At 69.6% G+C, this 14,385-nt stretch carries 10 protein-coding genes; 6 read left to right on the plus strand and 4 right to left on the minus strand.

Translation table 11 applies throughout. The annotated features are described in order from the left end of the window. The first annotated feature begins 218 nt into the window (after positions 1–218). The gene (locus OG214_RS09710) at positions 219–647 is read left to right on the plus strand and encodes a hypothetical protein (protein ID WP_405984522.1); all 429 of its coding nucleotides are present in this window, start codon (positions 219–221) and stop codon (positions 645–647) included. Positions 648–704: 57 nt separating this feature from the next. Here OG214_RS09710 and OG214_RS09715 read toward each other — a convergent pair whose 3' ends face one another. Then, positions 705–1,802 carry a substrate-binding domain-containing protein gene (locus OG214_RS09715; protein WP_405984523.1) on the minus strand — a complete coding sequence of 366 codons (1,098 nt, stop codon included), beginning with the start codon at positions 1,800–1,802 and terminating at the stop codon, positions 705–707. A 220-nt stretch (positions 1,803–2,022) separates the two neighbouring features. Between OG214_RS09715 and OG214_RS09720 the strand changes: the two genes are divergently transcribed. The 3 genes from OG214_RS09720 (at position 2,023) to OG214_RS09730 (ending at position 8,631) form a co-directional block, all read left to right on the plus strand. Further along, complete coding sequence (locus tag OG214_RS09720) at positions 2,023–3,432, plus strand: choice-of-anchor Q domain-containing protein (RefSeq protein WP_405984524.1); 1,410 nt, start codon at positions 2,023–2,025, stop codon at positions 3,430–3,432. 105 nt (positions 3,433–3,537) lie between these two features. Continuing rightward, positions 3,538–6,660: an NACHT and WD40 repeat domain-containing protein gene (locus tag OG214_RS09725; RefSeq protein WP_405984525.1), complete on the plus strand. Its 3,123-nt coding sequence runs from the start codon at positions 3,538–3,540 to the stop codon at positions 6,658–6,660. Positions 6,661–7,017: 357 nt separating this feature from the next. Next, a complete protein-coding gene (locus OG214_RS09730; protein ID WP_405984526.1) occupies positions 7,018–8,631 on the plus strand; it encodes a hypothetical protein in 1,614 nt (537 codons plus the stop codon). Between the two features lie 246 nt (positions 8,632–8,877). Here the strand turns inward: OG214_RS09730 and OG214_RS09735 are convergent, their stop codons facing one another. Continuing rightward, positions 8,878–10,152 carry a cytochrome P450 gene (locus OG214_RS09735; protein WP_405984527.1) on the minus strand — a complete coding sequence of 425 codons (1,275 nt, stop codon included), beginning with the start codon at positions 10,150–10,152 and terminating at the stop codon, positions 8,878–8,880. A gap of 416 nt (positions 10,153–10,568) precedes the next feature. Here OG214_RS09735 and OG214_RS09740 point away from each other — a divergent pair, with 416 nt between their 5' ends. After that, positions 10,569–11,183, plus strand: a complete 615-nt coding sequence (locus tag OG214_RS09740; protein ID WP_405984528.1) for an SMI1/KNR4 family protein — start codon at positions 10,569–10,571, stop codon at positions 11,181–11,183. A 181-nt stretch (positions 11,184–11,364) separates the two neighbouring features. On the opposite strand, the gene OG214_RS09745 is transcribed toward OG214_RS09740, so the two are convergent. Next, a complete protein-coding gene (locus tag OG214_RS09745) occupies positions 11,365–11,928 on the minus strand; it encodes a hypothetical protein (protein ID WP_405984529.1) in 564 nt (187 codons plus the stop codon). 34 nt (positions 11,929–11,962) lie between these two features. Further along, entirely contained in the window at positions 11,963–12,415 is a 453-nt protein-coding gene (locus OG214_RS09750) for a hypothetical protein (protein ID WP_363081551.1), read from the minus strand. Between the two features lie 240 nt (positions 12,416–12,655). Between OG214_RS09750 and OG214_RS09755 the strand changes: the two genes are divergently transcribed. Next, positions 12,656–14,125, plus strand: coding sequence for a hypothetical protein (locus OG214_RS09755; RefSeq protein WP_405984530.1), 1,470 nt, complete (start codon positions 12,656–12,658; stop codon positions 14,123–14,125). Positions 14,126–14,385 lie beyond the last annotated feature (260 nt).

The following is a 14,385-nucleotide window of genomic DNA, read 5'->3' on the forward strand; positions in this document are numbered from 1 at the left end:
TTTTCAAAACGGGTGCGCTATGCCCCGATGCTCCCATCAATTCGACGTGGGTGTCATTTATTCCGCGTCGGGGCGCGTGTCGAGTGCGTATCGCCGCTATTCGGGGAGGAAAGCGGTGGAACGAGGGGACCGTCCTTGGGGAGTGCGCCGGGACCACGACGGCATCGTCGCGTCGCGTACGTTCATGGCGTAACTCGTCTGTTCCACGAGGAGGTTCAGTGTCACAGGATCCGTGGTTTCTGAGGGATCTGGCGCCGGATGTCGTGCTCGCCGGTTCGGTGATGAACGGCAGTCTGCGGGGAGCCGAGGCGGTGCGGGCGCAGATTCGTGCCGTGCTCGGCCTCTACCGGGAGTTCACTCCCGTCTGGGAGGGCGAGTTCGGTGACCGCCGGATGAACGAGTACACCGCCGTGGTCGACGGCAGGCCGGTGACGGGGGTCGGCGTGTTCCATATCAACGACCAGGGCCAGGTGGACGAGATCGTCGTCGATCACCGGCCGCTGTCCGCGGCCCTGACCGTCTCCAGGCTTCTGGGCGAAGCCCTGGCCGACGGCCCCGGCCGTGACCGCGACGAGTTCTACCGCCCCGACGGACAGACCTACGAGGATCTGATCAGGTACGCCGAAACCCATGGCCGCGAACTCTGACGCGTACGTCCGCTCGCGACCGCCGAACCGCGAGTACGAGGGAGCGTCGCGCGTGCTTCAGTGCCGCCGGGGCGCCGGGCCCGTGGAGTCGCGCACCACAAGGTGCGGCACAAATGCTTCCTGCCGCCGTGGGGCGTCCGGGTCGGCGATACGGGCTCTGAGGATGTCCGCGGCCCGTCGGCCGATATCCGTCTTCGCCGGGGACACGGTGGTCAGAGGCACTTCGCACAGGTCGGCCACCTCGTTGTCGTAGCCGATCACGGAAAGGTCCTCCGGGACGTTCAGTCCGCGCCGCCGCGCCGCGCCGACCAGCAAGGACGCTTCACGGTCCGCGAAGCAGAGTGCGGCCGTCGCCCCCCGCGCCACCAGACGGCCGAGGAAGCCGTCCGCGTCCTCGGCGGTCCAGCGCGGCAGTGAGGCCGTGACCACGGGAGCCGGGTCGAGCCCGGCGCGCTCCAGTCCGACGGCGAGGCCCGACCGGATCTGCGGGGCCGTGTGCGGACTGGTCCTCTCCATATAGCCGACGCGGGTGTGCCCGAGCCCCAGCAGATGCTCGGCAGCCGCACGCGCCCCGGCCGCGTGATGGGAACAGACGAACTCGTGCGATGTCGCCGTCAGGTCCATCCCCCGCTCGACGAGCACCGCGGGCACGGCGAGTTCCCCCGAGATCCCGAGCCAGTGCTGTGGACCGTCCTCGCCGAGAGTGGGTACCAGTATCAGCCCGGCCGTTCCCGACCGGATCAGTTCGTCGACGGCCTCCTGCTCCATGCCCGGGTCCCATTCGGTGCAGCGCAGGAGCATCCGGCAGCCGTGGCGGGAGAGTTCACGTTCGATACCGGCGATGACGCGCGGGTAGTAGTAGGTCAACGAGGGCACCACGACGCCGACGGTGTACCCGGTGCCGGACGCCCGGGACTCCGAGACATACGTTCCGGATCCCTGCCGGCGGTAGACAAGGCCCTCCTGGACCAGCAGGTCGACGGCCCGCCGCACGGTGTTGACGCTCACTTCCTGGTCGCGGGCCAACTGCTGCTCGGTGGGCAGCTTGCCGGCCGGCCAGCGCAGTTCGGCGATGGCCCGTCGCAGCTCGTCCGCGAGACGGCGTGTCTTGTGCCCCCGCGCGGCCGCACCGACAGGAGTACGTGGCGAACTCACCGCATCCCCCTCGATCTGCGCCCGCACCGGCCCGACATGACGAGCTTACGACCCTACCCGGCACGGAGCCGCCGCCGCCGAGAGAGCACCGGCCCCGAATTCATTCCAATGAATCTGTTGACGCATGGCATGACTTGACCGAAACTCCTCACCAGACGCGGCGTCAGTCATCGCGATCCCCCACGCACGATCCCCCCACACAAGAAGACGAGGTTCCCTCGTGGCCATCACCCTGTCCGTGCGCGGAACGAGCAGGCGCACCGCACTCTTCGCCTGCGCAGTACTGGTCATCGGGTTCCAGGCGGACGGGACCGCCTTCGGGACCGAAACCTCGGCCGCCGCGGCCGCCGCCACGGCGTACTACGTGGACCCCGCCGTGGGTTCGGCGGGCAATCCCGGCACCGCGGACAGACCGTGGCGGACCTTGCAGGAAGTCTTCGCGTCCGGGCGGACCTTCGCCGACGGAGACGTCATCTACCTGCGCAGTGGAAATCACGGAAGCCCGGTCATCACCGGGGGCGTCTCCTCGGGCGTCCGGACCGTCAAGGCGGCGCCCGGCGCTGCGCCCCGCATGAAGACGCTGAGGTTCGCGTCCGGGGCCACACGCTGGACGGTCGACGGGGTGCTCATCTCGCCCCAGGAGGCGGACGGTACGTACACCACCGGCAATCTGGTGCAGTTCGACGCGGGTGCCACCCACGACATTCTGCGGAACTCACAGGTCCGGGCCGCGAGCGACGCGTCGGCGGACACCTGGTACAACAACGACTGGGTCAACCGGAGCGGCACGGGCGTCCTGGTCATCGGCGCCGACAACCAGGTTCTCGACAATCAGATCCGCAACGTCCGCAACGGTGTGATGCTGGAGCGCACTTCCCAGGCCGGCGCCGGCGCGACCGGAGCGGTGGTCAGGGGAAACAGCGTCAACCACTTCTGGGAGGACGCCTTCCGGTGCAAGGTCAGCGGCTGCCTCGTCGAGTACAACTCGGCGGTGAACAGCTACGCGGTCGTACCACCCGGCATGGAGAGTGACCCGCCGCACCGGGACATGTTCCAGAGCTACCGCGGCGACGGCAGTTTCACCCCGGTCACCGGCGTCGTGCTGCGCGGGAACGTCTTCACCAGCCGCACGGGCACGCGGTACACGAAGATCCCCTTCCAGTACAACGGCAAGTACACGATCCAGGGGATCGGCGCCTTCGACGGCCCGTACCGCAACTGGACCATCGAGAACAACGTGGTCCAGGTGGAGGTGGGTCTCGCCATGGGCCTCTACGGTATGAACGACAGCAAGATCGTCAACAACACCGTGGTCCCCCGGTATCCGGCCACCGACAGCGAGATCCGGCTCACCCATCAGAAGGACGGTACGCCGTCGAGCGGCGACATCATCCGCAACAACCTGGCGCGCACCTTCAACACCGGCGCCGCGACGAACGTCCAGCACTCCAACAACATCACGGTGGGGACCGCCTACTCGACCCACTTCGTCAACTATCCGGGCGGAGACCTCCATCTGAGGCAGGGATCCCCCGCGATCGGCGCCGCGACCACCAGGGACGCTCCCACGCTCGACGCCGACCGGAAACAACGCTCCACACCCTTCGACGTGGGCGCCTACGAATCCTGACCCCGACGGCACCGTTGCCCCGCCGAGAGAGGACGACTCACCAAGTAGGCGTATCCGGGCGGGAGTTCATGACGTGGGACTGGTGCGTCGGGCACGCTGTCGCGGGTGATACGACTCCCAAGGCATCCGGGGCGCAGGTGGCTCCGCCTCGTACTGCTCGCCTCGTTGACGTACGCGTCGTTCCATCTGGGGTGGGTGCTGCTCGCTGCCGATCCCGACTCCGTGCAGGAACTGACCGCCATCACCAGCATGTTCACCGGACTGTGGGCGCTCGGGGCAACGGTCGCCCCGTTCCTTCCCGCGCACACCCCGCCCCAGGATCCGATGGACGCCGCCGACCAACTGGCGGCCACCGTGCGGGAACAGTGGTCGGAGGAGGTCGTGGCCCGTCAGTTGCGGGACCCGCGCGTGATCCCGCTCTCCTGGGCCGCCACCGATCGGCCGGTGGCGGCGCCGGCCGAGACCGTCGTCGGCCCTCAGGCGGGACGCGTCCTGCGGATGTCCCTCGACGGCCGGCTGGAGGGCGACTTCCACCGCGCCGCTTCCCAACTTGCCGCCGGCTACCGGCAGCTGCCCAGCGGGCGGCTGGTGGTGCTCGGGGAGCCGGGAGCCGGAAAGACCGTCCTGGCCCTCATGCTGACGCTCGGTCTGCTCGCCGACCGTGCTCCGCGGACGCCCGTCCCCGTACTGCTGTCCGTGTCGGCCTGGGACCCGGTCAGCGAATCCCTGGACGACTGGATCGTCGGCACCCTGGCCACCGCGTACTACGGCGAACGCCCGCAGGTTCCGCGTCAGCTGCTGGACCGGCGGATGCTGCTGCCCGTCCTCGACGGACTGGACGAGATACCCGAGGCGGCCCGCCGCAGCGCCGTACGCGCCCTCAACGAGGCCTGTGGTGACGGCCGCGGTGTCGTACTGACCTGCCGGTCGGCCGAGTACCAGGACGTGATCGAGGGCGGCTCGCCCCCGCTCCGCCGGGCGCCGGTGGTCGAGGTGGCCCCCGTGTCCGTGCCGGACACCGTCGCCTATCTGAGCGAAGTGAACTGGCCGGACGGTGTCGACTGGGAACCGGTCTACGCCCATCTGCGGCAGCACCCCGACGGCCCGGCGGCCACCGCGCTCTCCACCCCGCTGGCGCTGTCCCTCGCGCGTGCGGTCTACCGGCACTGCGACCGGGACCCGCGCGAACTCCTCGGCTTCGACAGCCGGCACGCCGCGGAGGACCACCTTGTCGACCACATCATCCCCGCGGCCTACGCTCCACCGCCCGGCGGCGGCCTCCCCGGGCAGTCGGCCGGTGCCTGGCAGCGGGAGGCCCAGCAGGCCGAGCGGTGGCTGACCTTCCTGGCCACCTACCTCCACCAGCACCGGGAACGGGACCTCGCGTGGTGGCTCATGAGCCGCCGCCTCCTGTCCCACTGGGCCGGGCTCCTGGTCGGTATCGGGGTCGGTGTGATCACCATGCTCGGCGTGGCGGCCGTACAAGCGGCCATGCGGGAGGAATGGGACGTGGAGATCCTCCCCGTGTTCGGAGCGGCGGCCACGGTGCTGGCGATGCTCACCTGGTACGCGGCACCGGACCGGCCGCCGGGCCGGGTGTCGTTCGCCCTGCGCGGGTCGCTGCACCGGCTGCGCGGCGGATTCCGTACGGGCTTCGCCCTGACGTCCGTCCTGGCGGTGGTGCTGCTGGGCACCGCCGGCGTCATCAGCAGCGTCACCGAGGACTGGCTGCCCGCGGTACTGGCCGACTTCCTCGGGATCGCCGCGTACGCCCTGGGGGCCTCGATCGCCGTCGGTCTGGCGTTCGCCGTCCACGAGTGGCTCGGCACCCCGCCCGAACACTCCACCCACGCCACCCCGATGGTTCTGCTGCGTCAGGACCGCAGATCGTCCTTGGTGGCAGCGGGGCTGGCCGGAGCCCTGTTCGGGGTCACCGCGCTCCCGCTGCTCTTGACGGTCGTCTCGATCGCGTACCTGGTGTTCCTGGCGCTGACCGGCTGGTCCGGCGAGCCCCGGTTGACCGACGTCCTGTCCCGGGTGGCCGACGACACGGGCGCCTACGGCACCCCCGAGCTCGTCGCCGCCACCACCGTGCTGCCCGGCGCGATCTTCGCGGTACTGATGTTCCTCCCCCGCGCCTGGCCGAGGTTCGTCCTGCTGCGTCTCTTCCTCGCGGCGAGGGGCCGCCTGCCCTGGCGCTTCGTACGGTTCCTGTCCGACGCGCGGGAGCGGCAGCTGCTGCGCCAGTCCGCCGGTACGTATCAGTTCCGCCATATCCGGCTTCAGGAACGTCTGGCCGGCCGGTCCCTGGCCCGGAACCGCGTGCCGGTCCCACGGGCCGGGACCGTCCGCCGGCGCCGTCTTCAACTCGCCGTCACCGGTGCCGCTCTGGTGTCGGTCGGCCTCCTCGTCCGCCTGGTCATGCCGGAGGACACCTCCCGTATGACCCTGCCCACCGGCGGGGTTGAGGCGATGGTCTTCGGCCCGGCGGGGAAGCACGCCCTCGTCACGATCGACGAGGACGGCATCGTGCGACGGTGGGACACCCGCACCGGCGAGGGCAGCGCGGCGACGAGGATCAGCCCTGCCTATGAGGGCGGCACGGCGTTCCATCTGGCGGCGCGTGAGGACGGCGCGGTGATATACGCGCCCGAAGCCGAAGAGGACGGGCTCCCCTTCGCGACATGGCGGCTCCCCTGGGACGGGACCGCACGGCTGACTTCACCCGGTCTCCCCGACTCCCCGGTGAACACCGGCGACAGCGATGTGCACGCTCTGAGCACCGGTGGCCGCTATCTCCTCACCGGTGACACGTCGGGTCTGGTGCTACGGAACGTACGGAGCGGAGAGGAGTCCCCATTCCGCCTCGACGGGGATCTGTGGACCTGGCGGCCGGCCCTGAACGACCGCGGGACGCTCGTGGTCTCCGGGGGCGGGCGCACCCAGGAAGCCGCCGTGTGGAACATGACCAGCGGCAAGCGCCTCTGTACGATCCCGGATCCCGCGACCCTCCTGGGGACCGACGCCGACAGCACCCGGTTCGTCACCGCACATTACGGCGCCCCCACCGCACACCTCTGGAACGCCAGGTGCCGGAAGGAGAAGGCCCTGACGATCACCGGCCATAGAGGGATTGATGCCCTCGCCCTCAACGAGGACGGCACCGAATTGGCGATCTCCGCCGGCGGCGCGACTCGCCTGTACGACCTTCCACCGCCCGGGAAGTGACGGCAGGAGACCCCTCGGCGGAGCCCCCTCCTCGATGCGGCGCGGCGGAGACCCCTCCGACGATGCGGCGCGGCGCGGCGCGGCGGAACAGCCGACCGGTACCGGGGTGCGGGATGGGCCGGTGGACCTGGCTCCCTCGGCGGCTGGGCCCTCAACTGGGCCCCCGGGCCCTGCGCTTGGGCCCGGTCCCATCCTTAGGATGCTGTCGCTTGGGGGAACGGGTGGTGATGTCGGCGAGGAGAACAGATGAAGGGCTCGCGCAGGTTTCGGATATGGCATGAGCATGACCAGGGACGGAGTGGTCGGCGGCCCGGTGGCCTGGGGGACAGAGGACAGAGCGGGGCCGAGTACGCCGCGATGGTCGGGGTGGTCTCACTGGTCGTGGCCGCGATCGTCGGTGTGAGTGTGCCCACCGACACGGCGACCGGGCTGAAGAGCGCGGTGTGCCGAATACTCCACCCGCTGAGCGGGTCCGACGCCTGCGCCACCGGCGACTACGCGGACGGCGAGGGCGACGACGGAGGCGAGGGCGACGGTGGCGATGGCGGGGACGGGGACGGAGATCCCTTCGTACCCAACGGCGACCCGTTCGAGCCCGCGAAGTGTCTGCTCTCCCAGGACCAGACCAAGGACACCGTCGTCATCCAGGTGGCCTTCATCAAGATCAGCAGCTCCGAGACGGTCAAGCTCCAGCAGTGGTCCGACGGGACCGTCACCCTGGAGCGGGTGCACGAGAACGGGGGCGGGGTGACGGCCAGCATCTCCGCCGGCATCCCCGGTCTGAAGGACTGGGGCGGCAGCGCCTCACTGAGCGGCAGCTATATGGCGGGCAGCGGCAACGGCGGACAGTGGCTCTTCAACGGGAACAAGAGCGACAACCCCCAGGCGGACCTGGAGGCCAATCTCGCCGACGCGCAGAAGTTCGCCGCGTACCTCAGGGCGAACGACGGGTGCCGCTACCAAAGCGGCTACAACCCCGGGGCGGCGATGGGAGCCTGCGCCCAGGACGCGGCCTCCAAGAAACCCGATCTCGAACCGGAACTGGCACCCGACGTCGACATCACCAAGACCTCCACCGAGGCGGCCGGCGGAGTGAGCTTCGGCAAGACCTTCAAGGGCAACGGCAAGAGCGGCAAGGACACCAAGGGCGGTAAGGACGGCCAGGGCGCCGACGGTCCCAAGGACCTCGGCAGCATCTCCTTCGAAGGGCTCTCGGGTTCGATGACCGAGGACGTGGTGGTCATGCGCGCCAAGACCGGCCCGGACGCGGGCAAGATCACGTTCGTCTACACCTTCTCCGTCAGCGGCACGGCCGGCGGGGTGGCACAGGCCAAGGGCAGCAGGATGCAGCAGGTCGCGGTCACCTACGACGCGGCGGCCTATGACCAGGAGGAGAAGGACGGCGCCGCGCACCACCCCCAGAAGCTGGTGATCACCACCAGCCAGGAAGCCGGCGACGGACCCGGCATCCAGACCGGCGCCGGCGCCAACGCCGGTCCCGTGACGATCGATGTCGGTGGCGGCGGCGGAACCATCGAGTCGCAGATACACACCGAGTCGGCCGACATCACACTCGACAACGACGCGGACAGCACCGCCGTCGAGGACTGGCTGCGCGGCCGGGGTGACGCCCCCGCGAGCAACCCGCTGCCCTCCCCCTCGGACGCCGCCGAGGCGCCGGATGACGACGCCGGCCCGATCGAACGGCTGATGCACGACAAGGGCAAGCTCTCACGCCTGGACTACAAGGCCAACACCGACTGGTGGAACGCCTCGCTCGGCATCGGCTTCGGCATCTCCGCGGGCCAGGTCAGTCTCGGCTTCAAGCTCTTCGGCATCGACATCACCCACGAGCACAAGGAACAGACCATCACCGGCGACCCCACCTACGCCACCGCGCCCCAGAGCGGCGGCGCCCGGCCCTGGGTCGAGTGGAAGAACTGCACCCAGACCACCCCCATCACCACCTGACCGGCAGCCGGCACGTCGGTGAGCCGGACCCTCGGACCCGGCTCACCGACGTGCCCCCTCAGACTCTGCTCTTCTCGCGCTGGTCCCCTCGCGCTGGTCCCCTCGCGCTGGTCCCCTCGCGCTGGTCTCCACGCGGTGGTCCCCAAGCGCTGGTCTCCACGCGGGGTCAGGTGTCGCGGGCACGGGGCTTCGACCGCCGCGAGTGGGCGACGGCCGCGCGGTCCGGCGTACCTGTGACCGTTGCCGCTACCCGATCGGCAGGAAGCGGGCTCTGAGGTGTGCGGGGGCCAGTCGGTCGACGAACTCCGGTGTCACCGACGCGGCGTTCGGTGACTCGATGGTGAAGCGGTGTGCCAGCCGGGAGGTGGTCAGCGTCAGCTGTCGCATGGTCAGCGCCGAGCCCAGGCACACCCGTGGTCCGGCACCGAACGGGAGGTAGGCCGGACCGGGGGCCGATCGCCCGTCCAGCCACCTGGCGGGGTCGAACTCGTCCGGTCGGGGCCACCACCGGGGGTCCCGGTGGATCAGATAGGGATTGAGCAGTACGTCGTCACCGGGGCTGAGCGTCCAGTCGCCCAGGGTGGTCTCCGTACTGGCGGTACGGGTCATCAGCCACGCGGGCGGATACAGCCGGAGTGTCTCCCGGACCACGGCCTCGGCCAGCGGGGTGCCGCCGTCCGCCGGACCGTCCGCCTCGTCGCGGAGGTCGTCCACGAGCCGGGGACGGCGGGCGAGTTCCCACACGACGGAGGTGAGGGCGGCGGCGGGGACGCCATGGCCGCCCATGAGGACGCTGTGCAGCGTCGACACCACGGTGTCGACGGGCGGGGCCGGTTCGGCGGCGAGGAGAAAGCCGAGCAGATCGTTCCGGGGTACGCCGGACTTCGACGCGCGCCGCTCCCGGACCAGGCCGGTCAGCGTCTCGGCCAGGCGCCGGTAGGTGTGGAAGAAGCGGCGGTGGCGGGGAAGCGGCAGCCACGCGGGGAACTCGTGGGACGACTCCGCGAAGGGCTGGGTGGCGCGAACGGTCTCCTGGAGCAGATCGGGGACGCCGGCGGAGTCCGCGCCGAAGCAGTACTCGGCGATCGTCCGGGCGGTGAGCGTCCGCATCGTGGTGAGCACGTCGACCTCACGGCCGGCCCCGTCGGCGATGACCGCGTCGAGGACCGCGACGGTCAGGTCGTCGGTCGTGGCCGCCGCCGTCCGGTTGAGCCCCGGCCACGCGGCCCGGCGTTCGGACATCCAGGAGGTGGCGTGTGCGGAGGCCTGGTCGAGATCCCGCCGCATGTCGAAAGGCGCCAGCTCGGTCACAAAGGCGTCGCCGGTGCGGGCGAGCGCCTCGTGGGTGAGTTCCGGGTCGATCACGAACAGCGTGTGCTCGTCGTACGAGAAGACGTCACCGTACTCCCGGTGGCAGCGGCGCAGGAAGCCGATCCGGTCGGCCTCGTACTCGCGGGTGTTGCCCCTCAGCCAGTGCCCGCGCGGGCCCGGCGGCCATCTGAGCTTCTCACGGTGCGCCATGCGCCCTCTCCCCGGTGAATCGCAGGACCCCTCGTGAGGGATCCCGCGATCGGCGTTCTCCGCTGAGCGGGTCGGGCTACCGAGCGTGGTAAGGCCAGTAGATGTAGCGTCCGCTGACCCGCTTCCGGCCCACCAGGTGAGCCACCAGGCGTCGTGTCCGTTTCATGAACACCTCACTGCCATCAGGGCGAATATTTTTTCGATCGTGCCACGGTCTCTTGCCCCGGGCAATATCGCGTCCCGGGCTTTCGCCGGATGCTGTGACACCAGGTGACGCTGAGTCAAATGAGGTGTGTGGCACGGACGTTCGTGGCGGATCTCGTCGGCGAGAGCGTGGCGGGGGCACACCGGATTGTCGTTCGGCGGCCTCCGACCGAAGGTACGACTGCTGGGACAGTGAATTGCCGTACGATCCGATGATCATGAACGCGGCGGATTATCTTCAGGCTCTCGTCGGCGTGCTGGGTGAACCGCCGACACTTCACGCGTCGCCCTCAGCGTGGCAGGACCTTGAGCGAGAGCTCGGATTCGAACTGCCGGAGGACTACAAGGGCATCATCGACGGATACGCCCCCGTGCGCCTCAACGCGCACCTCTACCTTCTTCACCCCGCGACACACAGATGGAACCTTGTGCGGTGGGTCCGGGAAACAGTGGACGTCTGGTCCGATGTCGAGTGGGACGACGAGTTGGAGGGCGACCCTCGTCCGATTCTCGGAGTGGATGAGATCAGGTTCGGTGTCGCACGAGGGCTGACTCCCCTCCTGGGAAGTGATCGCGGAGAGACCGTCTTCCTGGCACACGGCGCCCCGGGGGCGGAAAGCTCCATCTTTGCCGAACGAGGTGACGGGGAGTTCCATCACTACCCCGTTTCCTTCGCGGAGTGGCTGTACCGGCACCTGGCGGGAGAAGACATGACAGGGCCGAACAGCTCCGTCTTCCACCCGGGCCCGGTCAAGTTCGCGAACCTGCCCATGTCGTCGGCCGATCCGGAGACCGAGTGGTCCGGACCTGACCGTGATTCCAGGTGACCGGGGACGGGCAGGGCCGCCGCCGATGCCACCGGTTCGCCCCACAAGGCGGCGCCCCAGGCAGGCGAAGGCGGGCCCGGTCCCGTCCTGACGAAGGCGATTGACCCGCGAGGTCACCGGCGCCATCGACGCGCTTGACGGGACACAGGGGCCGCAACCCCTCCAACAGGCCCCCGACCGCTCAAGGTTGCTTCTCTACGTCCTTCACCGAGGTCGGCCCCAACTGCTTGGCGCTGGCGTACTCCGGCATCGTCATGGGCTTGTCGAACAGGAAGAACGACTGGTTCGTACCGACCGTGAACTCCATGTACGCGCCCGTCGTGGCGTCGAAACCGTAGTAGGCGTTGCAGGTGGAACCCGACGTGTAGGTGCCGTCCATGCCGGGCTGTGCGAGGACCGCGACGCCGTTGGAGTAGGACTCCACCCGCTCCGTCGGAGTGAGCATCTTGCAGCGCGGCACCGGCAGGCCCTTCATGATGAAGTACCCGTACTCGCCGTTGGCGTTCTGGATGTAGACGTACGAGAGTTTGCCCCGCTTCCCCCACGTCTCGACCCACTGGTTGATCGCTTCGCGGGTCGGCGAGTACTCCATGCGGCCCGCCGGCTGCTGGGCCACGAGAAGGTCGTAGCTGTCCTGCTTGGCCTTGTTCTCCTTGTCCTGGCTGGAGTCGGTGCAGGACGTCAGGGCGAGGCCCACAACGAGCGCGACGACGGTGGCCAGGGCCATGCGTGCGAACTTCTTCATGCGGTGCTGCCCTCTTCCCGGGATGAGATGGCGATCAGTTGGCGCACGTCGTGCGCTCGGCGGTGGCATCCAGCCGGTACGGCAGATCCTTGTCACGGAAGGGCGCGCGGTGCTCCTGGGCGGCCTTCGCGTTGTAGGCGTTGACCGACTCGATCCGCGTGGCCTTCAGCGCGGTGATCGACTGGTCGATCTGTGTCGTACGAGTCCCCGAAGCGGCCTTCCGCTCCTCCTGGAGCGCCTGGATCGTCCCTTCGGCGTTCTGCACGGCCCCGCACAGATCGAAGAACTCCTCGTACGTGGTCTGCCGGAACTCGCCCGAGCCGACGGTGTTCTCGCGCTTGTCCGCCTCACCGCGGAACGGTGCGGTGATCCACCCCGCGCCACCGAAGGCGAACGCCCCGATCACGTACAACACCGCCAGGCCGATGACCCCGCTGACGGCCCAAACCCCTAACCGTGCCCCCTCACGTACCTGCCCCATGGCCATCCCCCTTCACCGGTGGTTCCGCGGCGTGGAACACCTGTCCCGAAGGAGGACACGACGCCCGGAGAAACGGTTCCGCCGACGCACGGTCACGGATCAGCGCATACATCTGTGCGATGTCAGGGGGGATCTCCGTCGGGACCTGCTCACTGAAGCTCCCCAACCGTCTTCGCGCAGCGCGGGAGGACGACCGAGAATGAGAGACTCGGCGGTCAGTTCGCCGAGCCAGAAGGGTCGTTCGCCGTGTCGGACGTCATGCCGCCGCCGGTACACCTGGACGAGGTGGTGGAGGGACTCGCGGGGAACCCCGCGCTACCGACGGAACTCGTCCGCCGCCTCTTCTCCTACCGCAACGGATATGGCAGCGTCGCCAAGCGCCCGGACCTGACCGACGACATGATCGCCGAGATCATCGCCGCCGACGACGATTGGCTCACGCACGCACTCGCGCTCAACCGCAGCCTCCCGTATGCCTTCCGGATGACGCTCGCCGAGCACCCGGATCCGGGAATCCGCGCGGCCGCGGTGGCGGGCGCGGACGGCGCGCCCCGCGAGCTGTTCGAGCGGCTGCTCGGCGACGCCGACCCGCAGGTGCGTGAGCACCTGGCGAAGAGCGATCATGTGCCGACGGATCTGCGCGAGCGGCTGGCGGCCGACCCGGAGCCGGAGGTCCGGGCGACGCTCGCCCAATGGTGGACGCGAGCCCCGGAAGCGGTGCGCCGGATCCTGCTGACGGATCCTGAGGACGCGGTGCGCACAGCTGCCTGCGCGACCTACTATCGACGGCTTCCCCGTCCCGTCCCGCCTGCCGACCTGCTTCCGGCGCTGCTGGCCGACCCGGTCACCCGCGCCGGGGCGGTGCGCCACTGCGCGCTGGACGCCGGCACGGCCCGGCGGCTGGCCGACGATCCGGACGACGAGGTGCGCAAGGAACTCGCCGAGCACCCCGACCTCCCGCCGCGGCTGCGCGACGTACTTGCTGAAGATCCCAGCCTGCGGGTCAGGCTCGGCGTCTTCGCCCGCCAGGACACCCCGGAGTCGAGCCGCGCCGCGATCCACGCGCAGATCCTGTCCTACGCGCCCCCGCTGGACCGGCCCGAAGATCAGGTCCTGGACGACGACGCGCTTGAACGGCAGTTCATGAACGAGATGGCGCGTCTGGAGTGCCGGACACTGCGTCTGCCGTGGGTGACCGCTGACCCCTTGCCGTACGTGGACTCCCCCTACGCTTGCTTCCGGGCCTCGGCCGCGATGTCCGACAGCCTCCCCGCGCCGGTCGTGGCCCGGCTGCTCGACGACGAGGAGAGCGACGTCCGCACGACGATGGCTCTGCACGCCCGCGACCGGGTCGACCCCGCCACCGCCGAACGCATCGACCGCGGCTACCGCCCGGGGAAAAAGACCCGGTGGCGTCCGGCCGACGCCTTCCCCCTCCCGGCGGACGTCCTCCGCCGTCTGGCCACCGATCCCGACCCGAGAATGCGGCAGCTCGCCCCGCGCGACTCCGACCTGCCGGTGGAACTCATCCGTCATCTGGCCGCCGATCCCGATCAAACGGTGCGCCGCGCGATCGCCTCCCACCCCCAGCTTCCGACCCCCGAACTGATCCAGCTTCTGGCCGATCCATCGGAATCGGTCGCGACCACCGCAGCCGCCAACCCCAACCTGCCCCCCGAACAGATGCACCGCCTCCTGGCCCTGGCACGCCTCTGACACCAGCGTGCACGCCGCGAGCCCACGGCCCCTGACCCCACCCCGCCTTCCCAAACCACCCGGCAGCTGTTCGCCGAGTGCCTGGAGCCGGCCACCGCGCCGGTGTTTGACGACGTGTCCGACCGGGAGCCAACCGCCCTGAACCGGCTCCGGGAACCGTCCGGAGCCGTAGGTGTCAGACGAGTACTTGCCGCACGAGCCCACGGCCCCCGGCCGCCCGCGAGCGCGCAACGCGCACCCACAAACCCATAGGTCAGGCG

It is taken from the genome of Streptomyces sp. NBC_00872, assembly GCF_045161915.1.
GTDB lineage: Bacteria > Actinomycetota > Actinomycetes > Streptomycetales > Streptomycetaceae > Streptomyces.

Excerpts from the sequence above, each read along its gene's own strand:
- OG214_RS09730 (WP_405984526.1), top strand. The coding sequence starts at position 7,018 with ATGGTCGGGGTGGTCTCACTGGTCGTGGCCGCGATCGTCGGTGTGAGT.
- OG214_RS09735 (WP_405984527.1), bottom strand. The coding sequence starts at position 10,152 with ATGGCGCACCGTGAGAAGCTCAGATGGCCGCCGGGCCCGCGCGGGCAC.
- OG214_RS09740 (WP_405984528.1), top strand. The coding sequence starts at position 10,569 with ATGATCATGAACGCGGCGGATTATCTTCAGGCTCTCGTCGGCGTGCTG.
- OG214_RS09745 (WP_405984529.1), bottom strand. The coding sequence starts at position 11,928 with ATGAAGAAGTTCGCACGCATGGCCCTGGCCACCGTCGTCGCGCTCGTT.
- OG214_RS09750 (WP_363081551.1), bottom strand. The coding sequence starts at position 12,415 with ATGGCCATGGGGCAGGTACGTGAGGGGGCACGGTTAGGGGTTTGGGCC.